At 32.9% G+C, this 22,529-nt stretch carries 18 protein-coding genes and 7 pseudogenes; 5 read left to right on the plus strand and 20 right to left on the minus strand.

The features are described 5' to 3' along the window. Positions 1-361: 361 nt before the first annotated feature. A pseudogene (gene prfA / locus ACZZ95_RS13785) lies at positions 362-1,439 on the plus strand (peptide chain release factor 1). Between the two features lie 1,021 nt (positions 1,440-2,460). Then, on the plus strand, positions 2,461-3,792 hold the full coding sequence (locus ACZZ95_RS13790; RefSeq protein WP_463469483.1) for a DUF5723 family protein: 1,332 nt from the start codon (positions 2,461-2,463) through the stop codon (positions 3,790-3,792). A gap of 317 nt (positions 3,793-4,109) precedes the next feature. Here the strand turns inward: ACZZ95_RS13790 and ACZZ95_RS13795 are convergent, their stop codons facing one another. From ACZZ95_RS13795 to ACZZ95_RS13850, 12 genes and pseudogenes are all read right to left on the minus strand, one after another. Next, the gene (locus tag ACZZ95_RS13795; protein ID WP_095953108.1) at positions 4,110-4,490 is read right to left on the minus strand and encodes a hypothetical protein; all 381 of its coding nucleotides are present in this window, start codon (positions 4,488-4,490) and stop codon (positions 4,110-4,112) included. 34 nt (positions 4,491-4,524) lie between these two features. Further along, positions 4,525-4,884, minus strand: a complete 360-nt coding sequence (locus ACZZ95_RS13800; RefSeq protein WP_463469484.1) for a hypothetical protein — start codon at positions 4,882-4,884, stop codon at positions 4,525-4,527. Positions 4,885-4,932: 48 nt separating this feature from the next. Further along, positions 4,933-5,172 carry a YtxH domain-containing protein gene (locus ACZZ95_RS13805; protein WP_463469485.1) on the minus strand — a complete coding sequence of 80 codons (240 nt, stop codon included), beginning with the start codon at positions 5,170-5,172 and terminating at the stop codon, positions 4,933-4,935. 99 nt (positions 5,173-5,271) lie between these two features. Beyond that, a complete protein-coding gene (locus ACZZ95_RS13810; protein WP_109192514.1) occupies positions 5,272-5,424 on the minus strand; it encodes a lmo0937 family membrane protein in 153 nt (50 codons plus the stop codon). Between the two features lie 38 nt (positions 5,425-5,462). After that, a pseudogene (locus ACZZ95_RS13815) lies at positions 5,463-6,114 on the minus strand (porin family protein). A gap of 37 nt (positions 6,115-6,151) precedes the next feature. Further along, a complete protein-coding gene (locus tag ACZZ95_RS13820) occupies positions 6,152-6,721 on the minus strand; it encodes a DUF4142 domain-containing protein (RefSeq protein WP_463469486.1) in 570 nt (189 codons plus the stop codon). Positions 6,722-7,034: 313 nt separating this feature from the next. Continuing rightward, a complete protein-coding gene (locus ACZZ95_RS13825; RefSeq protein WP_463469487.1) occupies positions 7,035-8,213 on the minus strand; it encodes a sensor histidine kinase in 1,179 nt (392 codons plus the stop codon). Positions 8,214-8,263: 50 nt separating this feature from the next. Continuing rightward, positions 8,264-8,683, minus strand: a complete 420-nt coding sequence (locus ACZZ95_RS13830) for a CHASE3 domain-containing protein (protein WP_463469488.1) — start codon at positions 8,681-8,683, stop codon at positions 8,264-8,266. Positions 8,684-8,828: 145 nt separating this feature from the next. Beyond that, complete coding sequence (locus ACZZ95_RS13835; protein ID WP_463469489.1) at positions 8,829-9,278, minus strand: response regulator; 450 nt, start codon at positions 9,276-9,278, stop codon at positions 8,829-8,831. 24 nt (positions 9,279-9,302) lie between these two features. Beyond that, positions 9,303-9,854 carry a helix-turn-helix domain-containing protein gene (locus ACZZ95_RS13840; protein WP_095953115.1) on the minus strand — a complete coding sequence of 184 codons (552 nt, stop codon included), beginning with the start codon at positions 9,852-9,854 and terminating at the stop codon, positions 9,303-9,305. Between the two features lie 157 nt (positions 9,855-10,011). Beyond that, complete coding sequence (locus ACZZ95_RS13845; protein ID WP_463469490.1) at positions 10,012-10,197, minus strand: CsbD family protein; 186 nt, start codon at positions 10,195-10,197, stop codon at positions 10,012-10,014. A gap of 103 nt (positions 10,198-10,300) precedes the next feature. After that, positions 10,301-10,774, minus strand: coding sequence for a Dps family protein (locus ACZZ95_RS13850; protein ID WP_095953116.1), 474 nt, complete (start codon positions 10,772-10,774; stop codon positions 10,301-10,303). A 203-nt stretch (positions 10,775-10,977) separates the two neighbouring features. On the opposite strand from ACZZ95_RS13850, the gene pyrF reads away from it, so the two are divergent. Continuing rightward, positions 10,978-11,811: an orotidine-5'-phosphate decarboxylase gene (gene pyrF, locus ACZZ95_RS13855; RefSeq protein ID WP_463469491.1), complete on the plus strand. Its 834-nt coding sequence runs from the start codon at positions 10,978-10,980 to the stop codon at positions 11,809-11,811. 64 nt (positions 11,812-11,875) lie between these two features. Further along, positions 11,876-12,683, plus strand: a pseudogene (locus ACZZ95_RS13860) (ABC transporter substrate-binding protein). A gap of 1,104 nt (positions 12,684-13,787) precedes the next feature. Here ACZZ95_RS13860 and ACZZ95_RS13865 read toward each other — a convergent pair. After that, positions 13,788-14,710 (minus strand): annotated as a pseudogene (locus ACZZ95_RS13865) (helix-turn-helix domain-containing protein). Between the two features lie 174 nt (positions 14,711-14,884). After that, positions 14,885-15,796, minus strand: a complete 912-nt coding sequence (locus ACZZ95_RS13870; protein ID WP_463469492.1) for an aldo/keto reductase — start codon at positions 15,794-15,796, stop codon at positions 14,885-14,887. A gap of 636 nt (positions 15,797-16,432) precedes the next feature. On the opposite strand from ACZZ95_RS13870, the pseudogene ACZZ95_RS13875 reads away from it, so the two are divergent. Next, a pseudogene (locus tag ACZZ95_RS13875) lies at positions 16,433-17,927 on the plus strand (catalase). Positions 17,928-18,269: 342 nt separating this feature from the next. Here ACZZ95_RS13875 and purU read toward each other — a convergent pair. From purU to ACZZ95_RS13905, 6 genes and pseudogenes are all read right to left on the minus strand, one after another. Then, positions 18,270-19,123: pseudogene (gene purU, locus ACZZ95_RS13880) on the minus strand (formyltetrahydrofolate deformylase). A 133-nt stretch (positions 19,124-19,256) separates the two neighbouring features. Next, positions 19,257-19,977, minus strand: a pseudogene (locus ACZZ95_RS13885) (DUF4197 domain-containing protein). Between the two features lie 217 nt (positions 19,978-20,194). Beyond that, positions 20,195-21,028 carry a hypothetical protein gene (locus tag ACZZ95_RS13890; RefSeq protein WP_463469493.1) on the minus strand — a complete coding sequence of 278 codons (834 nt, stop codon included), beginning with the start codon at positions 21,026-21,028 and terminating at the stop codon, positions 20,195-20,197. A 118-nt stretch (positions 21,029-21,146) separates the two neighbouring features. Continuing rightward, positions 21,147-21,545: a hypothetical protein gene (locus ACZZ95_RS13895; RefSeq protein ID WP_463469494.1), complete on the minus strand. Its 399-nt coding sequence runs from the start codon at positions 21,543-21,545 to the stop codon at positions 21,147-21,149. Next, positions 21,511-22,020 carry a hypothetical protein gene (locus ACZZ95_RS13900; RefSeq protein ID WP_463469495.1) on the minus strand — a complete coding sequence of 170 codons (510 nt, stop codon included), beginning with the start codon at positions 22,018-22,020 and terminating at the stop codon, positions 21,511-21,513. Before ACZZ95_RS13900 ends, ACZZ95_RS13895 begins: the two co-directional genes overlap by 35 nt. Before the next feature lie 114 nt (positions 22,021-22,134). After that, positions 22,135-22,488, minus strand: a complete 354-nt coding sequence (locus tag ACZZ95_RS13905; protein WP_463469496.1) for a hypothetical protein — start codon at positions 22,486-22,488, stop codon at positions 22,135-22,137. Positions 22,489-22,529 lie beyond the last annotated feature (41 nt).

Below are 22,529 nucleotides of genomic sequence, written 5' to 3' on the forward strand. Positions count from 1 at the left end.
TCGTATTAAATCTAAATTTGTCACCACGTAAAAACACCTGATTTTTATGTAAATGATGTACAAAGTTATTTTGATAAAAGTAATTTCTTAAAATCCAAATACATTACGGAAAACCGTAACCGTCTAAAAAAAAGCGAAAAGCCCTAGCCCTGATAATAGCGACATCCTTTTTAGGCAAACGAAAAAGAACTTATTAAAACCGTAAACGTTCTGCCTAAAAAGATATAGCGGATAGCAGGAAACAGCTCCTAAAAACCATCTTACTTCCACTAAAAGTTCTCCTCAAAAAACACAAAAAATCAACACTAGAATAATCAATAAATATTTCGTAATTTTGCAGTCCAATAAAAGGAATTAGAAAATGTTAGATAGACTTCAATATGTAAAGCGGCTGTTTTGATGAGATTTCGGATTTGATTATTCAGCCGGATGTTATTGCTGATCAAAAACGTTATGTGCGACTCAACCAAGAATATAAAAGCATAAAAGCTTTGGTTGAAAAGAGAGAAGAATACATTCTTGTTTTAGCAAATATTGACGAAGCAAACGAAATTATTGCTGACGGAAGCGATGCAGATATGACCGAAATGGCCAAAATGCAATTGGATGAAGCAAAAGAACGCTTGCCTCAATTAGAGGAGGAAATCAAATTTATGTTGATTCCTAAAGATCCTGAAGATGCTAAAAATGTAATGGTGGAGATTCGCGCCGGAACAGGTGGGGACGAAGCGAGTATTTTTGCAGGTGATTTATTTAGAATGTATACCAAATATTGTGAAGCACAAGGATGGAGAACATCTGTTGTGGATATGAACGAGGGTACTTCTGGAGGTTTCAAAGAGGTTATTTTTGAGGTTTCGGGAGAGGATGTTTACGGTACTTTGAAGTTTGAAGCGGGTGTTCACCGTGTACAACGTGTGCCACAGACAGAAACTCAAGGTCGTGTGCATACATCGGTCGCTACTGTTATGGTTTTACCAGAAGCAGAAGAGTTTGATGTACAGATCGATATGAACGATGTTCGTGTAGATTTCTTCTGTTCGTCTGGACCTGGAGGACAATCTGTAAATACTACGAAATCGGCTGTACGTTTAACGCACGTTCCAACAGGATTGGTGGCGCAATGTCAGGATCAGAAATCACAGCATAAAAATAAAGATAAGGCGTTAACGGTTTTACGTTCTCGTTTATACGAAATGGAATTGGCTAAGAAAGAAGCTGAAGATGCTACAAAACGTACTTCTCAGGTTAGTTCTGGTGACCGTTCGGCTAAGATTCGTACCTACAACTATGCGCAAGGTCGTGTAACTGATCATAGAGTTGGTTTAACGCTTTACGATCTAGGAAATATCATGAATGGTGACATTCAGAAAATTGTTGCCGAGCTTCAATTGGTTAACAATATGGAGAAATTGAAAGAGGCTTCTGAAGTTTACTAATGTAAACTTTTTGAGGTTCAGAGGGACATAGGAGCAAAGGGTCAGAGGTTTTTTTCTTTGAACTTAAATTATATTAAAGCCGAACTTACGTTCGGCTTTTTTTTGCTTTTTTTAATTTCTATAATCAGATATAGCCCGCGGTTTCAACCGCGGGAGACGAATTAGGATTACGTATTTGATATTACCTGTTAGGAATGTATTGTAAATATATTAGATTGTATTGTGTCAAGATATTGTGTTCCCGCGGTTAAAACCGCGGGCTATGTTTTGATTTTGATAATGCTTTTTTTGAACCATTTTTTTATGGGAATTGTTTTCTATTGGCTTAAAAATCTTGTGTCAATATATTGCGCTCCCACGGTTGAAACCGCGGGCTATGTTTTGATTCTGAGAATATTTTTTTTGAACCATTGTTTATGGGAATTGTTTTCTATTGGCTTAAAAATCTTGTGTCAAGATATTGTGTTCCCGCGGTTGAAACCGCGGGCTATGTTTTGATTTTGATAATGCTTTTTTTTTGAACCATTTTTTTATGGGAATTGTTTTCTATTGGCTTAAAAATCTTGTGTCAATATATTGCGCTCCCACGGTGGAAACCGCGGGCTATGAGTTGATTCTGAGAATATTTTTTTTGAACCATTGTTTATGGGAATTGTTTTTCTATTGGCTTAAAAATCTTGTGTCAAGATATTGTGTTCCCGCGGTTGAAACCGCGGGCTATGTTTTGATTCTGAGAATGTTTTTTTTGAGCCATTTTTTATCGGAATTTTTTTCTATTAGCATAAAAATCTTAGTCCCGAAGCCTCGGGATAGCATCTTAGTCCCTCAGCACCTTAAAAAAAACTGCCCATTATTAAATGCTAAGTAAGATTTATAAGCGCTTTTAATAAATCTTTGCATCGAAGCCTCGGGAAAGCCCTTTAGTTCCTTAGTACCTCGAAAAAAACCTTTTTTTTTCGGCATTTTTATTAAATATTTGCAACTAGTAAACATGACAATACATAACCAAACCAATTAATTTATGAAGAAAACTTTACTCTTATTTTGCTTCTTTGGAAGCTTTTTTTATGCACGGTCGCAATCGTATTTCGGATTTCGAGATGATAATTATGCTGGAATTCATGGCGTATTATTTAATCCGTCTGCGGTTGTCGATTCTAAGTACAAAGCCGATGTTACTATTGGTTCGGTAAGTGCAACGGGACAAAACGATTTATACGGAATCAACGTTTTAGATGCCCTAGACGGCGATTATGATCTAGATGTTGATGCCAGCAAAAATTTTAAATCGAATAACAGAGGGAATTTGAACGTAGATATTCTCGGTCCTTCGTTTATGTTGAATATTACGCCTGTGCATAGTATTGCGCTTTTTACTCGTGTGCGCAGTGTAACGAATCTTGTGGGTATAAACGGTGAACTAGTCGATGAGGTCAATAAAGATTTGGATGTTTCGAATAGTTTTATGATTAACGGCGGAAATCCGAATGGGGTAACGAATTCATGGGCAGAGATTGGCGCGTCTTACGGAACGGTTTTATTAGACCGCGACGATCATTTTGTTAAAGGCGGAATCACATTAAAGTATTTAATGGCAGGAGCAAACAGTTACATCAACGGAAGTGATTTGAGTGTGGCTTTTAATAGAAATGTTGTAAACCCGGCATTGAGCGAATATTATTCGACTGGAACCTTAAGAACGGTCGCGAGTTACGATTATGAAAATGGAGACAAACAAAAGTTCGATCCAACTTCGGCTGGCGTCGGCGTAGATTTAGGTTTTACATATGAATACCGCACCAATTGCCATACTTGTGTTGGAAACCGTTATAAATTTAAAGCCGCAGCTTCTGTAACTGATATTGGAAGTCTAAATTACAAAAACGTTACCGAAAACACTTACAATCTAACAGGAAGGGTTACACAAGAAGATATTCAAGATGCAGAAGATATCTTTGAATTTTTTGATTCCAATTATACCAAAACCTCTTCTAGAAAAGCGGTAAAAGCAAGTCTTCCAACTACTTTGCACACCAACTTTGACTGGAATATCGACAACAAATTTTACCTGAATTTAAGCGGCGATTTCGGATTGGTTAATGCCAATAAAATCAACGGAACTGCCATTGCTAATTCGGTTACTTTTACGCCGAGATACGAAACAAGACAATTTAGTTTCTACATTCCCGTAACTTGGATGGAATATAGCGGCACTCAAATTGGAACTGGTTTTAGAGCCGGTCCAATATTTATTGGTTCGGGATCACTTGTTTCAAATTTGTTCTCCAACAATTCTAAAGCGACCAATGTTTATGTAGGTTTAAAACTGCCGATTTATCAAAATTATAATTAAAGGGTCAAAGGTTCAAAGGTTCAAAGTTACAAAGGTCCAGAGGTACGCGTTTAAAAAACTTTGCTCCTTTGTACCTCTGTCGCTATGAACCTAAAAAAAAGCAGAATATACATGTAGTATATTCTGCTTTTTTAAATATATAGTGAAGGTCTTATCTTCATTAACCGCTTCCCCAAAAGCGTATAATGAAAGTTAGATACCTAGAAATACTCTCGTATATTCAAAACATTTATATAGATTCGAGTAAACGTATACACCATTTTTTAATACTATTTCGCTTAACTTTTCCATAATATAAAATTTTATCAGTTTGACAATTACTCTCTAGATGGTTCGTATTGTGATGATTCTTCTTCCGAAGGTTCATTTGAAGTTTCGTGTGGTTTAGAAACCAGATTGGTAACAATAAGCTGTACAACTGAGCCTAAGATGCCTTTAAACATAGAGTCACCTTTTCCGACTATAAATCTTTTTGCTAAATATCCAATTCCGATGCTGATAGCAGATTGCGCGATGTGACTTTTAAAACCTACTGTTTCATTAATTTCTTCAACAGTATTTCGAATTAAATTGATTGGCTTTAAATTCTCCTTAATATCATCGACATGGTCTTTGATAGCGCACCATTCTGTATCCTGACGAACTTCTAATTCTTGAATTTTTTGATTTAATTGATCAATATTTAATATAGCCTCCATAAATTAGTCTTTTATATCTATTAATAATTAAATCTTAGTTCTTTGTTTCTTTTAAAATACTTGAAATAATAGTATTTCCAATTGGTGTTTTTATCAGTTTATGGTGTGATTTTACAATTACAACAGCTACTATCAAATAGAAAAGTGCCATGATAAAAAATCCGTAATAATATTCTCCAAGCGACTTGCCAACCCATAAGCTAATCCCTATATTAAGGAACAAGGTAAAAAATGCAACAACAATCCCGATTGCTATCTTTGATGCTAATGATGAAACACCGTCAGCAACTGAACATACTGTTTTTAGTTTTAGTAATTCTAAACTTGTTTTAGCATAGTTTTCAGCTTTTTCATAAAGATTTAAGTTCTCGTTTGTTGTTGCATTTGGTTCCATGATATAGGGTTTTATGGTTTGAAAAATTCACTTATTAATAGTTGTTTATTAATAGTTTGTTTTTACAGTTTTAGCTTCATCTTTGATTGCATTGAAATCATCTTTCACTTGGTTAAGTTTAGATTTTCCTTCTTCGATAATGTCTTTACCGTTTGAAGAAATTGTGCTTACAATACCGTCAAATTTTGTTTTAATGTTATCTCCGTAATCTTTCGATTTATCTTTGATTTTTTTTCTTGTATTTGAACCTTTGTCTGGTGCAAACAATACTCCTATAAACGCTCTCATGCTGCAGCATCTCTAAAATTCCTAAAATTGTGCTACTAGTTTTCATAATAATTGATTTAATGGATTAATATTTAAAATTTGTTGATTTAATAATTTAATTTAAATTTCTCGACCTTTAATAAGTCTAAGCAATACTGCGATAATGGCAATTACTAACAGAATGTGAATAATACTTCCGAAACTGTAAACAAAGAACCCTAAAGCCCAAAGAATTACCAGAATCACTGCGATTGTATATAATAAGTTTGACATGGTTTTTTATTTTAGTGGTTTATAATTAATTTTTTTTATTAGTTTAACTTATACGAAAGGTATAAAGTCAAATTGCTGTTTTTTGCATCTGGAATTGTGTATGTACCTCCAAAGCCGTCATTTCTTTCTTTTCCAACAGTTGTTAAACCGTAGTTGTAACGAACTCCAATACTGATCGGGTCAAAATCAACTCCAACACCTGCGCCGATACCTGCATCAAATTTTGCTAAATCGTCTCTGTCAATTTCTTGATCAAAATCAACGCTTCCTTCACCTGTTATTTTAGAACTTACTAAGTAAGAAGCGTATCCACCGGCATGAATATTAAAGTTTTTAGTAACATTTACTCTTACTAATAAAGGAACTTCGATATAGTTTAATTTGAATTTTGTACTCCCGCTTGCAAGAGCATTGTTGTATTCAAATTCAGCACCTTTTGTAGTAAACAAAATCTCTGGCTGAATGGCTACAAAATCTGAAATAGGAAGTGTAGCATAAACTCCGGCGTTAAAACCGTATAAAACATTGTTGTCATCTACATCATCTCCGTCGCCGTATAAGTTAGACATGTTGAATCCTCCTTTTACACCAAACTCGGTATTTACATTATTGTCTTGAGCGTGCAAGCATTCCAAATGAAGCTGTTAAAAAAAGTGTTAAGGCGCATAAAAAATTTGTTTGCATTTTCATAGTTAAAAATTTTAGTTAATTGATAGATAATAGGCTTTTAAACATTTTGTCTTTTTATTCTTTCTGTCTCTCTTAAGAGTTTATATTGTTCAGGCAAATACCTTAGTACTAGTTCTAGAATTGCTTTATCGTTTGTTTCTCTAGAAATAGCTTCAAATAACTCAATCTGGCTGTTTAAAGCATCTTTCATTGTGTTTAAATAAACATCATTGAATTCGGTGCCATTTGCATCAATAAGGTTGTACAGGTCTCTTTTGTGCGTGGCATTAATTTCAGTAATGACAATGAGCTTTAAAGTGGCCATTTTTGTTATTTCATCTAGAACTTGATTTTCTTGAATTTCAATTCTTTTACTCAATTCCTGAACTATGGCGTCTGAACTTTTTTGTTGTGCAATTTGACTTTTTGAAATAAATGACTTACTCGCATTTGCCGTCGAAATAAAAAAGAAGGCTTCTGTTTCTTCTCTTTCTGTTATTGCTAAAGCTTGGTTTCTTAAAGAGTTTTCAATCGGATTAATTTTTTTGCATGACGTCATACATAAAACAAATATCAAAAAGAAAAACACTTTGAAAATTGAAGCTTTTAATTGGAAAATTGCATTCATTATTACTTCCTAAAGTATTACAATACAAAGATGCTAACGAATGAAAGATTTTACTTTACAGCATAAAAATGAAACGTTATATAATTCCCATAATAGAATTATTTTGGCTGTTTACCCTTTAAAAATCAAGGTTTTAATTGATTTTTAAAAGGCGTAAAAAAAAGAGAAATCTTAGAATTTTCTAAGATTTCTCTTTTTATAGTAGTATTGCAGACTAATTTTTTTTCTTACAATTGTATAAATCGGAGGTTTAGTTTTACTATATAATTATTAGTTCATATATAGATAAGTATAAAACTATAATTTTAAACTTTTAATCGGGAAGAAAAACTGTAAACGAAGATCCTTTTCCAATCGTACTATCGGCAGTAATATGCCCTTTATGATTTTCTACGATCTTCTTACAAATCGCTAGTCCAATTCCAGTTCCTGGATAATCTGTTTTAGAATGAAGGCGCTGGAAAAGAATAAAAATAGTTTCTTTAAACTGCGGGTCAAATCCCATTCCGTTATCTGTGAAAGTTATTTTATGAAATTTCTTTACCGATTGCTCTAAAATCTCAGGATATTCAGAAGAATTTACTTTTTCGCTCGAAATAGTAATTTCAGGTTCAACATCGGGACGGCTGTATTTTAATGAGTTTCCAATTAAATTGATAAACAACTGCTCAATCTGATACGGAATTACGGCCAGTTTCGGAAGTTTTTCACTTCTAATAACGGCTTTTTTCTCTTCTATAATTTCTACAAGTTCAGATTCTGCATTGTCTAGCAGTTCATTTAAATTCATTTTAATAAACTCCTTCTTCGTTGTATTGGTTCTGGAGAATAATAGAAGGTCATCAATTAAAACGCGCATTCTTTTTGCTGAGCTTTCAATTTTATAAATATAATTTTTTGCACTTTCAGACATAACATCTTTATCGGCATCTGAAACTCTCGAAATAAAAGTCTGGATTTTTCGCGGCGGTTCCTGCAAATCGTGACTTGCAACGTGATTGAAAGAAGCCAGTTCTTTATTGCTTTTCTCTAGTTCTTTATTTCGTTCTTGAAGTTCGATATTTAATAAATGCTCATCTGTGATGTCAAAATTAATTCCAAGTAAAATTTTGCTTCCCTGCTGGTCGGTTACAATTTTTCCTGTTGTTTTAAAATAGCGAACCTCATAATCTGCTCGAACAATTTTATAATACACAAACGTAAGCTTCTTTTTGTCGACGATTCCGTCCATATATTCAGCAAATGTTTCCTTATCATCTGGATGAACAAATTTTAGAAGTGTTGCTTTGTTTGGTACAAAAGATTTTGGTTCGCGACCCAGCAGACGATATTGATTATCAGAATAATCAATTTTATCAGAATCCAAATCCCACTGCCAGGTGCTAAAATTACCAATGTTTTCAGATTCAGCGATTAATCCGTTTGAAATTAGAAGTCTTTTATTGAAAACTTTTAGACGTTGAAAATCACGGCTGATTTGTCTATACGCCAATAAAATAAAAAGTAAAGCTACTAAGAATAAAGAAATCGAAAAAAGCGGACTTAATGAGATTTCAGAATCATAAATCTTAAGTCTTTTTTTAGAAAAGTTTTTTCAATATCATTCATTTCATCGACTTTAAAACGAATGTTCTCCATTAAAATTCGACCGCCAAACATATGATTGTCTAATTTTCTTTTGTCGTACGTTTTAGGATCACTGTATTTTAGACAGTTTTCGAAAGACACAAAACGCTGGGTAATAAGTTTGAAAAGTTTTTGAAGATTGTGCTGTTGCTGCGGATTATCGGCAGTGAGCTTTTTTAAAGTAATAAAAGAAGTATTTACTTTATCTCGGGAATAAATGTAAGGCGTTAAAAAACGGGCATTGCGAGTGATAATATATCCTCGCTGGCCCGTTTCTGCATCTTTAATAGCCGACATTAATCGTTCGAGCTGGATGTTGATTTCGTATGTATGCATAACCAGTTTGCTTGATTCGTTCAAGTCCTGATTATGTTTATAAGCGATAGAAGAAAGAAATAACAGAATGAAAACTGCGATTACAAAAATAACTCTCAAAGAGTTTGAAGAATTAAAATTTGGGATCCACTTCATTGGTATGCTCTTATTTTAGTCGCGACAAGAAATTATCACGGTTTAAACCTGAAGTATGATAATGCCAGTTTACGGTCACGACTTCATTAATTATTTTTTTTAATGTGTTAAAATCACTTGGTTTCTTGATGTAAATATTAGCACCTTGAATGAAGGTATCTTCGATATCTTCCTCAGAAGAAGAAGTAGAGTAGATCGCAATGATTATATCTTTAAGATGATCCGTTTTTTTGATTTCAATTAAACATTCTTTACCTGTTTTTTTAGGCATATTTAAATCGAGAAATAAAATATCCGGTAGTTTATTATCTGTATTCATTAAATGCTCCATTAGTCGCATCCCATCATGTACGAAATTTACATTTGTTTGGATTTTTATTTCTTCAAAAGCGTCCTTGAAGAAAAGACGATCATCTTCATCATCATCAGCTAGTAAAATGTGTAATGCGTTTTTCTGCATTTGATTGCGGTATTTAGGTTTTTTTTATTTTAAATTTTCTCTTCTTTTTTTAATAATTCTCTGAAAAGCAGACGGAGTAATTCCGGTTGTGTTTTTAAACTGCGTACTCAAATGGGCTACACTGGAGTAATTTAGTAAAAAAGCTATTTCGGTCAAACTCATTTCATTGATAATAATCAATTGTTTTGCTCTTTCGATTTTCTGTAAAATAATAAAGTTTTCTATAGAAGAATAAGTTACTTCTGAGAAAACATTTGATAAATAGCCGTAACTGTGGTTTAACTTCTCAGCTAAAAACACAGAACTTTTATAATTATTACTGTCATCCATAAAAACAAGTTCGATGATGGCATCTTTTATTTTTTGGACTAATACACTTTTTTGATTTTCAACTACTTCAAAGCCGCACGGAGTTAATTTTTGTTTTAATTTTTCCAGCGCTTCAGCATCAATGTTGTCTTCAATCTCAATTTCTCCAAACCCTAATGTTGTAAAATTTATATTATTTTGTTCTAGGTTTTGTTTTAAATATAGAGAGCAGATCGTGTTAATGTCGAACTTTATAAATAGTTTCATTTTATAGAAATTTGGTTAAAGATACTTATTTTATTTGGTGTTTTTGCTTAAAAAAAGATTAGAATTACAAGATAAATGCATTTTAAAACAAAATTATCAAAAAAATACCGTCTAATATTTTTTACTAGACGGTATTTCCTGATTGAGTTGCAAGGATTTACAAATCTGACAGGATCTGATGAAATTCTTCTTTAGTTTTACCTAATTTTTGCCGCAGTTTTCCGTACATTTCGTCTTCTTTTCCTTCAGCAAACATTAAATCATCATCTGTTAATTCAGCATATTTTTGTTTTAATTTTCCTTTTAACTCATTCCAGTTTCCTTTTATCTCTGTAGTATTCATGATATTTTTTGTTTGTTGTTATTAATAATGTAAAGTTCCAAATTATCAAACAGCTTCTGTTACATTAATTTCATCTACTGTCGCATAATTTTCATTTTATTTTTTAAACTTGATATCTTCTTAAGATCCAAGCCATTTTTTCGTGCTCCTGCAGTAGTCCTGTTACGAAATCGGCAGATCCTGCATCATTTGTTTCATTTTCAAAAACAGGAATGTAATCTCTAAATTCAGTTACCAATTGCTCATGGTTTTCTAAAAGTTCCGATAACATATGTTTTTGCGAAGCATATTCTTTTGGAGATTCTTTAAGAGTTGAATTGTCTATAAACTCTTTCATTGTTCCAATTGTTTTTTCTCCAAGCTGGCTGATGCGTTCTGCAACTTCATCAATATTAGCTTCAAGAATTCTGTATTGATCTTCAAATAATTTATGTAATTCCATGAAGCTATTTCCTGAAATGTTCCAGTGAAATTTTCTCGTTTTTACATATAATGTCATTTCGTTAGATAAAATCGTGGCTAGTATAGTGGCGCTCTTCTTTAAGTTTTTTGGAGAGATTCCGATATTTGGGCTCATAATTGTCTTAATTTTAAGATTTTTACAAAGATAATCTCATTTTAGATTTTTTCATTACACAATTTTTCAGAGTTGTTACAGGAATTCAATGTTTATTTGAAATTAAGATAATTAATTCATTTTTATCATTCAGAATTCACAATCAACCATTAATAACATTTACAATTATAATTTGTAATTTTGCCGCACTAGCAAAATACAACATGACAACACAACAACTACACGAACAAATTCTTCAAAAAAAATCATTCTTATGCGTTGGTTTAGATCCTGATCTAGATAAAATGCCGCAACATTTATTAGAAACAGAAGATCCAATTTTTGAATTTAATAAAGCAATTATAGATGCAACTCACGATTTAACCGTTGGTTATAAGCCGAATACCGCTTTTTTTGAAGCATACGGAATCAAAGGATGGATGTCGCCGCAGAAAACTATTAATTACATTAACGAAAAGTATCCTGAAATATTCACCATCGCCGATGCAAAACGAGGTGATATTGGAAATACTTCAAGTATGTATGCAAAAGCTTTTTTTGAAGACTTAAATTTTGATAGTGTAACCGTTGCCCCATACATGGGAAAAGATTCTGTTGAGCCGTTTTTGGCTTTCGAAAATAAACATACTATAATGTTAGCATTAACTTCAAATGAAGGTGCTTTTGATTTTCAGACTTTAACGATTAACGGAACCCAAGGCGAAGCAAAAGAATTATACAAACAGGTTTTGGAAACTTCTAAAACATGGAAAAACAGCGAAAATTTAATGTACGTTGTAGGCGCTACAAAAGCTGAATATTTTGCTGAAATTAGAAAAATTGTTCCAGATAGTTTCTTACTAGTTCCAGGAATTGGCGCTCAAGGCGGCAGTTTGTCTGAAGTTTGTAAATATGGAATGAATGATAAAATTGGTCTTTTGGTAAATTCTGCAAGAGCAATTATCTACGCTTCAAAAGGAACCGACTTCGCTGAAAAGGCTAGGGAAGAAGCTTTATCTGTGCAAAAAGAAATGGCTTTTATTATTGCTAATAAATAAAAGTATTCAGTCTCAGTAATCAGTCTCAAATTGGGACTGAATACTGAGACTGGGACTGAATACTATGAAACAGTTAACAGATCAAATAGGAACCGTCCATTCTTTTGAAAATGCTTCAAAACGCATAATTTCTTTAGTGCCTTCGCAAACCGAGTTGTTGTATGATTTAGGTTTGGAAGAGAAAATCATCGGAATTACGAAGTTTTGTGTGCATCCGTTTCATTTTAAATCAACTAAAAAGATTGTCGGCGGAACGAAGAAAATTCATTTCGAAAAAATAAAGCTTTTACAGCCCGATATTATCATTTGTAATAAAGAGGAAAATACAGAAGAAATCGTAAAACAATTACAGGAAATTTGTCCAGTTTGGGTTACGAATATTATTTCTATTGAAGATAATTTTCAGATGATTTCAGACTTCGGTCAATTATTCAATTGCAGAACCGAAGCTCAAAAGTGGAATGACAAATTGGCTTTCGCCTTGAGCGATTTCAAAAATTACATCAAAGACATTCCGTCAAAAAAAGCAAGCATATTTTATTTGGAAAAACCCGTATATGGTCGTGGGAAATGATACTTATATAAATGAATTATTAAAGCTAAATCATTTTAAAAATATCTACGAAGATAAAGGGCGTTATCCTGAAATCGAACTAAAAAAAATGCGTTTAGAAGGCGATCCTGATATTGTTTTCCTTTCTTCGGAACCATATCCTTTTAAAGAAGAAGATGCTTTTGAGATAGGCAGATTTACGCATCACGCCAAAACTGTTTTCGTTGATGGCGAAATGTTCTCTTGGCACGGCGACCGATTATTAAAGGCTTTTCCGTACTTTAAAATATTACATGAGAGACTAAATTCCAATTTTTAAATTCCAAATTCCAAGTTGGCAAACTTTGAACATAATTTACCGCAAAGTCCGCAAAGTTTTTTTTAGTATTAAGTTTTATAAAAAAAGTAAAGTTCGCAATGCTTTGTATTGATTTAACTTTGCGAACTTTGCCTGCTTATTATATAAAATAAACTTTGCGAATCTTTGCGAAAAATCTTTGTGAACTTTGCGGTAAAATATCTCGCTTTTTTATTTAAGAATTAATGAACTTCTAAATTCTATAGGCGAAAAGACTATACAAAAGACTGAAAAACTAAATTCCAATTTTTAAACTCAAAATTCCAAGTTGCCAAACTGTGAACATAATTTTACCGCAAAGTCCGCAGAGTTTTTTTAGTATTAAGTTTTTATAAAAAAAGTAAAGTTCGCAATGCTTTGTATTGATTTAACTTTGCGAACTTTGCCTGCTTATTATATAAAATGAAACCTTTGCGAATCTTTGCGAAAAATCTTTGCAAACTTTGCGGTAAAATATCTAGCTTTTTTATTTAAGAATTAATGAACTTCTAAATTCTATAGGCGAAACGACTTTACAAAAGACTGAAAAACTAAATTCCAATTTTTAAACTCAAAATTCTAGGTTTGCCAAATTTTGAACATAATTTTACCGCAAAGTCCGCAAAGTTTTTTTTAGTATTAAGTTTTTATAAAAAAATTAAAGTTCGCAAAGCTTTGTATTGATTTGACTTTGCGAACTTTGCCTGCTTATTATATAAAATAAACCTTCGCGAATCTTTGCGGAAAATCTTTGCGAACTTTGCGGTAAAATATCTCGCTTTTTTATTTAAGAATTAATGAACTTCTAAATTCTATAGGCGAAACGACTTTACAAAAGACTGAAAAACTAAATTCCAATTTTTAAACTCAAAATTCCAAGTTGCCAAACGGTGAACATAATTTTACCGCAAAGTCCGCAAAGTTTTTTTTAGTATTAAGTTTTTATAAAAAAAGTAAAGTTCGCAAAGCTTTGTATTGATTTGACTTTGCGAACTTTGCCTGCTTATTATATAAAATAAACTTTGCGAATCTTTGCGAAAAATCTTTGCGAACTTTGCGGTAAAATATTTCGCTTTTATTTAAAAATTAATTAAAAGAACTTCTAAATTCTAAAGGAGAAACGTTGGTCTTACTCTTAAATAATTTATTAAACGACTGCGGATATTCAAAACCCAATTGATATGCCGTTTCGCTCACACTCAACGAGGTAGTTGTCAGTAATTCTTTTGCTTTTTCGATGATTTTATTATGAATGTGATGTCTTGCGTACTTTGACCCGTTAAAGAACGTAACATATCACTCAGATAATTAGGAGAAACATTCAGTTCATCTGAAATATAAGCCACCGTTGGCAATCCGAATTTTTGTACTTTATCGCCTTCAAAATAATCAGACAACAAAGTTTCCAACTTCGTTAAAAGCGTATTATTGGCACTTTTACGCGTAATAAATTGTCGGTTATAAAAACGGTTGCAATAATTCAGTAGCAATTCGATATGCGAAATCATCACATCCTGACTAAAAGCATCGATCGAAGAGCAATATTCTTGTTCGATGTTTTTCATAATTCCTGTAATCATCGCTTGTTCTTTATCAGAAAGATGCAAAGCTTCGCTCACAGCATACGAAAAATAGCCATAATCTTTTATGTTTTTGGCTAAAGCATAATTTTGCATAAAATCTGGATGAATTACTAACATAGCTCCATAAACGGCTGTGTCAACACTAACTTCTGTTGAGATTACTTGTCCCGGCGACATAAAAGTCATAACACCTTCATCAAAATCATAAGTGTTTTGTCCGTATTTCATTTTTCCAGTAAAACCTTTTTTGATGCAAACGGTGTAAAAAGAATACACAACACTTTTCAGGTTATCATCAAAATGACAGGTTATTTTACTTAAATCGACAAAACTTACCAAAGGATGTTCTGGTTTCGGAATTTTAAGCAAAGAATGTAATTCTGAAATAGATTGGATCGGATACGGAATATGAATTTCTTTTTTCATGACGAAATAATTAAAGAATATAAAAAGAGGAAAAGCTATCGTAAAGATAACTTTTCCAAAGTAATTAGTTAAGTTATTATTTATCGATTCCCGCCATATTAGCATCATCATATCGCGCACCCGTTTGAGTACCAAGCGGAATAATAGTTTCTAAATGATTCATTTCTTCTGGAGTTAAAACCATTTGTGCTCGCGAGCAATATTTTGTTCTACATATTTTACACGTTTTGTTCCCGGAATTGATAGAATGTTTTTTGATGTAATCCAAGAAAGTGCTAATTGAGAAGCAGTAATTTGTTTTTCGTTTGCCATTTTCTGAATTTCATTAACCAACTCTATATTTTTATAAAATTGCTCTCCCTGAAAACGCGGAATTGATTTTCTGAAATCAGTATCATCAAAGTCGTCTGGACTTTTTATATCACCTGAAATGAATCCTCTTCCAAGCGGTGAATAAGCAACAAAACCTATTCCTAATTCGTTTAAGGTGTCTAAGATTCCAGCTTCTTCAACAGTTCTTTCAAACAAAGAATATTCTGTTTGAACAGCAGTCAGTGCGTGAATTTTATGAGCTTTTCGAATCGTTTCAGACGAAACTTCAGATAAGCCTATATAACCCACTTTTCCTTCTTTTACCAATTCAGCCATTGCGTCAATTGTTTCTTCAATCGGAGTATTTGGATCGAGGCGATGTAAATAATAAAGATCAATATAATCTGTTCCTAAGTTTTTTAGGGAACGTTCGACAGCTTTCTTTACATACTCTTTTGTACCGTTAAAATTCCAGGTTAACTGTTCGTTATCATCAATTTCGTAGCCAAATTTCGTAGCAATATTATAAGCATTACGATTGCCTTTAATCGCTTTTGCAATTAATCGTTCGTTATGCAAAGGTCCGTACAAATCTGCGGTGTCCAAAAAGTTTCCACCCAATTCAAGCGAACGGTGAATGGTTGCAATAGCTTCTTTTTCATCGGCTTTGCCATAAATATCCATTCCGGCAATCTGCGTCATTCCCATACATCCTAAACCAATGTTAGGCACAACAAGTCCTTGATTTCCTAAATTTATTTTTTTTATACTCATAACTTTTGTCTTAAATTTTTAGTTTGAAAATTATAAAGCAAAGATCTATGAGTAATAGTTTTATAAAGTATCTAAATCTCGTGTAGTTGTATCCAAAATGAAGAAAAGGTATAATTGTTTTGAGTTTAATTTTACCACAGAGTTTTTCAATGAGATCCGCAAAGTTTGCTAGTTATTTTATTTTATAAGACAAGTTTACAAGTTTTGTGTTGATCAAGCTTTGCGAACTTTCTATTTTATATATAACCCCAAACAAAAAACTTTGTGCTCTTTGCGGTAAAAATTAAGCTCAAAGCAAATTAACCTGAAACTTTAAACCTGAAACAAGAAAAACAAAACTTGATATAAAAAAGAATGCCGGCATCTCGAAGACGCCGGCATCATTTAACTAACCAAAACCAAAATAATAAATAACCAGTTTATTACATTACAAATGTCCGACATATATCAATCTTATGCTGTTAAGGTTTTGTTATTACTTTGTTGATCATAAGTTAAGATTTATAAAATACGCGTTTTGAGCATTCTGCAGTATTAAATAATTTTTGGTTATTAAAATATAATAACAATCAATTTTGTTTATTAAATTGATTGTTTTTTGTTTGTATATTTGATAAAACATTAAAAATCAGCAATATGGAAGAAAACAAAAAATTAACAACTGCTACAGGAACTCCCGTTCCAGACAACCAAAATATACAAACTGCTGGTCCTCGCGGACCTGTTTTATTACAGGATTTTTGGTTTTTAGAAAAAATGGCTCATTTTGACCGAGAAGTAATTCCAGAGAGAAGAATGCACGCCAAAGGATCTGGAGCTTACGGAACTTTTACCGTAACTCACGATATTACAAAATATACGAGAGCCGACTTGTTTTCGGAAATTGGAAAAAAGACAGAAATGTTTGCTCGTTTCTCTACTGTTGCAGGAGAAAGAGGTGTCGCTGATGCTGAAAGAGATATTCGCGGTTTTGCCTTGAAATTTTATACTAATGAAGGTAACTGGGATTTGGTAGGAAATAATACTCCAGTATTTTTCTTTCGTGATCCAATGAAATTTCCTGACTTGAACCACGCTGTAAAACGTGATCCGAAAACCAACTTAAGAAGTGCTGATAATAATTGGGATTTTTGGACATTATTACCTGAAGCTTTACACCAAGTAACCATTGTAATGAGTGATAGAGGAATTCCGAGATCATACAGACAAATGCACGGATTTGGCAGTCATACCTTTAGTTTTTTAAACGCTCAAAATGAAAGACATTATGTGAAGTTTCATTTTGTTTCACAGCAGGGAATCGATAATCTTTCTGACGAAGAAGTCGCTGTATTGGTTGGAGGAGACAGAGAAAGCCATCAGCGTGATTTATTTGATGCTATTGAAGAAGGAAACTTTCCAAAATGGAAATTGTTTGTTCAGATCATGTCAGAAGAACAAGCGGAAAATTATCGTTTTCATCCTTTTGATTTGACCAAAGTTTGGTTAAAAGGAGATTTTCCATTGATTCCAGTTGGAGAATTCGAATTAAATAAAAACCCAGAAAATTATTTTGCAGAAGTAGAACAAGCCGCTTTCAATCCAGCGCATGTGGTTCCTGGCATTAGTTTTTCTCCAGACAAAATGCCGCAGGCACGTTTGTTTTCTTACGGAGATGCGCATAGATACCGTTTAGGCGTAAACAATTTTCAAATTCCTGTAAATTCACCCAGATGTCCCTATAATACTTTCCACAGAGATGGTGCAATGCGTGTAGACGGAAATAATGGAGGACGTAAACATTATGAACCAAATAGCTTTGGAGAATGGCAGGAACAGCCAGAATTTAAAGAACCGCCATTGAAACTTCATGGAGATGCATGGGCGCATAATTTTAGAGATGATGATAATGATTATTTCACACAGCCAGGTTTATTATTCCGCTTACTCACAGAGGAGAAAAAACAACTGTTGTTTAAAAATACCGCCGCACAAGTGGGCGGCTGCACAGAAATTCATTCAAATTCGTCACATAAGAAACTGCTTTAAAGCGGATCCGGCATACGGAGAAGGTGTTGCAAATGCCTTAGGAATGACAATGGAAGAAGTAAATGCTTGTGATGATCCGAGATTGGCGATTGTGGTTCGTTAAGGAAGGTTCAAAGGTTCAGAGGTTCAGAGGCTCAGAGGCTCAAAGGTTCAAAGTTTCAGAGGTTCAAAGTTTCAGAGGTTCAAAGGTTTTGAGTTTTCAATAGTAAACCCGACAGGTTTCCAAAACCTGTCGGGTTTTGCTTATTTAGTGCATAGGCAGAGTTGTCAGACTGAGCGAAGTCGAAGTCCTTTTAAGTAAAGCCGGTCTTCGACTACGCTCAGGATGACAGTTGTATTCAAAAATAACAAACCCGACAGTTTAAAACTTATCGGGTTTGCTTTTTATAAGATAGAAAAGCCTTTGCCTCTTTTAACCTTTGCCTCTTTGAACCTTAAAAAAAAACTACGAAAAAACCACCGTCTTATTACTATAAACCATTGTTTTTCTTTCGGCATGTAATTTTATGGCTCTTGCCAAAACGATGCGTTCCAAATCACGTCCTTTCATAATGAAATCTTCAATAGAATGAATGTGCGAAACTCGGGCAATATCCTGTTCGATAATCGGGCCCTCGTCTAGTTCTTCAGTAACATAATGACTGGTAGCTCCAATAATTTTTACACCGCGTTTAAATGCCGAATGATACGGTTTTGCTCCTGGAAAAGCAGGTAAAAACGAATGGTGGATATTGATGATTTTATTTTCATAAAGTGAAATCAATTGTGGTGTTATGATCTGCATATAACGCGCTAAAACGATAAAATTGATTTCATATCTTTTTAATAATTCAATTTGTCTTGCTTCGCCTTCTTCTTTATTGTCTTTTGTAAAAGGAACATAATGAAACGGAATATCAAATCGCTCTGCAATAGATCTTAAATCATTGTGATTACTGATAATTAACGGAATCTCCACATTCAATTCGCCGGCACTGTAACGTCCCAAAATATCAAATAGACAATGATCGTATTTAGAAACAAATAAAGCCATTTTAGGTTTTTGTTCCTGACTGTACAAATCCCAAGACATATTAAATTTGCTACAAGCGCTTTATCAAAATCTTCCTTTAAACCTTCAACCGTAATTTGCGGATTGGTAAATTCACATTCTAATCGCATAAAAAATACATTTTGCTCCACATCAACATGCTGGTCGATATAGGTAATATTTCCCTCTACCTGCGCAATAAAAGTAGTCACCGAGGCGATAATATTTTTCTGATCTTTACAGTGAATTAGAATGGTTATTTTTTGCATTATTTCTTTTGGTTTAAGCAGTTAATTTTTTTGTTGTTTAATCGGTTAATTGTTGATTTGTTTAATCGAAGTTTCGAAGTTTGTAATTAAACGATTAACCGATTACACATCTAAACGATTAAACAATAAAAATTTACTTTCCATCCTGCAGTGCAAATACACTTTTTAACAAAGGAGTTGTTCTTGCAGAGATATCATTTCGAATTTCTTTTTCTTCAACAGCAATCATTTTAAATACACCAGCCAAGGCTTGAGTAGTTGTATAATCAGTCAAATCTGGATTTACTTTTTTTACTAAAGGAATAGTATTGTATTTATTGATAATTTTCGTCCAAACTGCATCGGCGCCAACTTTTTCAAAAGAGCTTTTAATTACGGGATTAAATTTTCCGTATAAAGCTGTTGTTGTGCTTCCTTGCAGGTAAGTTGTTGCTCGCACTGTCGTTTCCTAAAAGAATATTTTTAGCATCTGAAAAAGTCATGTTTTTCACCGCAGAAACAAAAATAGGAGTTGCTTCTTTTACTGCATCTTCTGCCGCACGATTTAGCATTTTTATTCCTTCATCGGCAAGAGAACTTAAACCTACTTTTCTTAAAGTGGCATCTACTTTTTGTAATTCTTCCGGCATTAAAATTTTTACGGCTGTATTTTTATAAAAACCATCAACCGCGGTTAATTTACTTACTTGTTCAGTAATTCCTTTATTTAAAGCTTCTTTTAAACCTGAAGCAATGTCAACACCGCCAACTCCCGGAATCTGTGATGAGATTTGAGGCAATTGATTTAATGTCTGCCGCACCTGTGCACAAGACGTAAGAGAAAATGTAACGGCTAATAATAAAATCTTTTTCATTTGTTGGGGATTATTAAGTTTCAAAAATACTACTTATTCAAAAATAAAGCCATAAAAATATTCTAGGAGTTTAAACAATTTGTTTAATAAATAACACTTGTTTTGTTAATTTGTTTCATTTTAAGTTTACCAGATAAATTCTGCTCTATTCTAAATTAAGAACTCTCAAAAAAAAAAATCACCTTATAGATTATAAGATGATTTTTAAATTTCGATTTTAACGATTACTAAAAGCAATTTCGGCTAAAGCTTTAGGATTGCTGACTGCTTTAGGAACGTCCTGTTTTTTCATTTCGTCATTATCGTCTGTTCCTGTGCTTAAAGTAAGCTGTGCTGGTACAATAGGTTTTTTATCAAATATTGTTGCATAAAGTAAAACTGCCTGCATAAATCCGCCATCATTTAGAAGGTGAAGTGTATTTTCGCCAAAGCGCAGATTATCTTTATTTCCAACTAAATATTTATAATCATTTTTACCATTGTAAGCGTCATTAATAGCATTACCAACGCTTAGTAAACCTGAATTTTTTGTAGCTTCTACAACTGAAGCCGCATTCTTTTGCATTTCATCAAAATATTCTTTGTATTCAGATTCTGTAAAAGGCAATGGCGACATTCCTTCATAAATATAAATTGCTACGCCAGGGCTGTTTTTACGAATTTTGTCAACAATCATTTTTACATTAGCCTGATATTTCTCTGGTTCTGCAAGTGCAACAGGAGTCGATTCCTGAACGATTACATAATCGTAATAATTTCCATCCTTATCGGTTTTAGCGAAATTCTGCTCAGCCTCTGATTTATGATCAGCGTAAATTTTGTCAATAGAAACACCCATAGTAACCAATTGATCAATATTCATTGGTTGGTTATTTGCTTTACATATTTCACCAAATAGAGTAGGAGCACTAACAAAGAATTCAGTATGACTGTTTCCTATAAATAATATTCTAGGAGTTCCTTCTGCTTTTGGAGCTTTAGGACGCACTTTGTTATTACAAGCAGAAAAAAGAATTGCTGTAATACCCAAAAATAAAATGTGTTTTTTCATTGTGAGTTTAATTAAAAAGAGATTTAAATTTTAGCAAATCTCTTTTTAATCAATTATAATAACATCCCTAAAAAGTTTTTAAACTGCTAGTTTAGGACAATAATTAGTTTTCTATTTGCTAACGATTGTTAAAAGCAATTTCTACTAACGCTTCTGGATTACTAATTGTTTTAGTAACTTCTTGTTTTCGCATATTGTCATTATCTCCCGTTCCAGTGCTTAACAAAAGTTTTTTAGGAATGATTGGTTTTTTATCGAAAATTGAAGCATATAATAAAACTGCTTGCAAAAAGCCGCCATCGTTTAAAAAGTTTAGATTGTTTTTTCCATATCGCAGACAATCAGTATTGTTTTTTAGGTAGTTGTAGCCATTCTTTCCGTCATAGGCATCTTTTACAGCGTCGCCAACTCGCAGTACACCAGCATTTTTTATATAACCAGAGGCCATGATGGCATTTTTGCGTAAATCCTGATAATAATTATTATAATTTGAATCTGTATAAGCTACTGGAGACATTCCTTGGTAAATATAAACCGCAGAGATCAGGACTATTTTTATGTATTTTTTCAACTATAAATTTTAAATTATCTCTATACTTTTCAATTTCATTTAATGCGATTGGCGTAGATTCCTGAAGTACAACATAATCGTAATAATTCCCATCCTTGTCTCTATTAGAAAAGTTCTCGTTCGCTTCTGTTTTATTGGTAGCGTATACTTTATCAAGCGACACGCCCATTGTTACTAACTGCTGTACGTAGACTCGTTGGTTATTAGCATAGCAAAGCTCTTTGAACAATGTTGGAGCACTAACAAAGTATTCGATTTGACTGTTTCCTACGAATAATATGCGAGTAGGACCAAGTGCCTTTGGCGCTTGAGGTTTATTGATTTTTAGTGAATCAATTGAATTTTCAGATATTTTTGCTGTTTTACTGCAAGCAGAAAAGAGAATCAACGTAATACCCAAAAATAAAAGGTGCTTTTTCATTGTGAATTTAATTAAAAAGAGATTTTTAAATTTTGGCAAATTTCTTTTTAAGCGCGCACAATGTAAGCTTCAATAAGGTTTTAAAATGATAGTTTAAGACAAAAAGAGCGACTTCTAAGTGTATTTTAAATATTTTGTATCTGGATTGTAAACAGGATTATTTTTGTTCAATTCAGATAATATAGTCTGGGTATAATCTTTCCCTCCTTTAATTAAATAATAAAAAGATTTCACTACATATATTGGTCCGTAAGGAAATATGCGCCACCCAGCAGATAAGTTTCTAAAGAAATGTTTTAAAGCATATTTAAATGTTTTTTCTTCTGGGCGAATAAAATAAACATTTGAAGCTTTAAATTTTTTCATAAGTTTTGAAATGGTATTCGGAAAAATTACAAATCTTCCTCCTTGTTGTACTAATACATTTATTTCAAACATTGTAAGACCTTCGATGTTGTTCGTTTTCATAATAATTAGTTTTAAGTATTATAAAATTAGTGGTATAATTA

It is taken from the genome of Flavobacterium sp. AC267 (assembly GCF_979258715.1).

What these genes read in the sequence shown, in the direction of transcription:
- ACZZ95_RS13790 (WP_463469483.1), top strand. Translation starts at nt 2,461, where the DNA reads ATGAAGAAAACTTTACTCTTATTTTGCTTCTTTGGAAGCTTTTTTTAT.
- ACZZ95_RS13795 (WP_095953108.1), bottom strand. Translation starts at nt 4,490, where the DNA reads ATGGAGGCTATATTAAATATTGATCAATTAAATCAAAAAATTCAAGAA.
- ACZZ95_RS13800 (WP_463469484.1), bottom strand. Translation starts at nt 4,884, where the DNA reads ATGGAACCAAATGCAACAACAAACGAGAACTTAAATCTTTATGAAAAA.
- ACZZ95_RS13805 (WP_463469485.1), bottom strand. Translation starts at nt 5,172, where the DNA reads ATGAGAGCGTTTATAGGAGTATTGTTTGCACCAGACAAAGGTTCAAAT.
- ACZZ95_RS13810 (WP_109192514.1), bottom strand. Translation starts at nt 5,424, where the DNA reads ATGTCAAACTTATTATATACAATCGCAGTGATTCTGGTAATTCTTTGG.
- ACZZ95_RS13820 (WP_463469486.1), bottom strand. Translation starts at nt 6,721, where the DNA reads ATGAATGCAATTTTCCAATTAAAAGCTTCAATTTTCAAAGTGTTTTTC.
- ACZZ95_RS13830 (WP_463469488.1), bottom strand. Translation starts at nt 8,683, where the DNA reads ATGCATACATACGAAATCAACATCCAGCTCGAACGATTAATGTCGGCT.
- ACZZ95_RS13835 (WP_463469489.1), bottom strand. Translation starts at nt 9,278, where the DNA reads ATGCAGAAAAACGCATTACACATTTTACTAGCTGATGATGATGAAGAT.
- ACZZ95_RS13840 (WP_095953115.1), bottom strand. Translation starts at nt 9,854, where the DNA reads ATGAAACTATTTATAAAGTTCGACATTAACACGATCTGCTCTCTATAT.
- ACZZ95_RS13845 (WP_463469490.1), bottom strand. Translation starts at nt 10,197, where the DNA reads ATGAATACTACAGAGATAAAAGGAAACTGGAATGAGTTAAAAGGAAAA.
- ACZZ95_RS13850 (WP_095953116.1), bottom strand. Translation starts at nt 10,774, where the DNA reads ATGAGCCCAAATATCGGAATCTCTCCAAAAAACTTAAAGAAGAGCGCC.
- pyrF (WP_463469491.1), top strand. Translation starts at nt 10,978, where the DNA reads ATGACAACACAACAACTACACGAACAAATTCTTCAAAAAAAATCATTC.
- ACZZ95_RS13870 (WP_463469492.1), bottom strand. Translation starts at nt 15,796, where the DNA reads ATGAGTATAAAAAAAATAAATTTAGGAAATCAAGGACTTGTTGTGCCT.
- ACZZ95_RS13890 (WP_463469493.1), bottom strand. Translation starts at nt 21,028, where the DNA reads ATGAAAAAACACATTTTATTTTTGGGTATTACAGCAATTCTTTTTTCT.
- ACZZ95_RS13895 (WP_463469494.1), bottom strand. Translation starts at nt 21,545, where the DNA reads ATGTCTCCAGTAGCTTATACAGATTCAAATTATAATAATTATTATCAG.
- ACZZ95_RS13900 (WP_463469495.1), bottom strand. Translation starts at nt 22,020, where the DNA reads ATGAAAAAGCACCTTTTATTTTTGGGTATTACGTTGATTCTCTTTTCT.
- ACZZ95_RS13905 (WP_463469496.1), bottom strand. Translation starts at nt 22,488, where the DNA reads ATGAAAACGAACAACATCGAAGGTCTTACAATGTTTGAAATAAATGTA.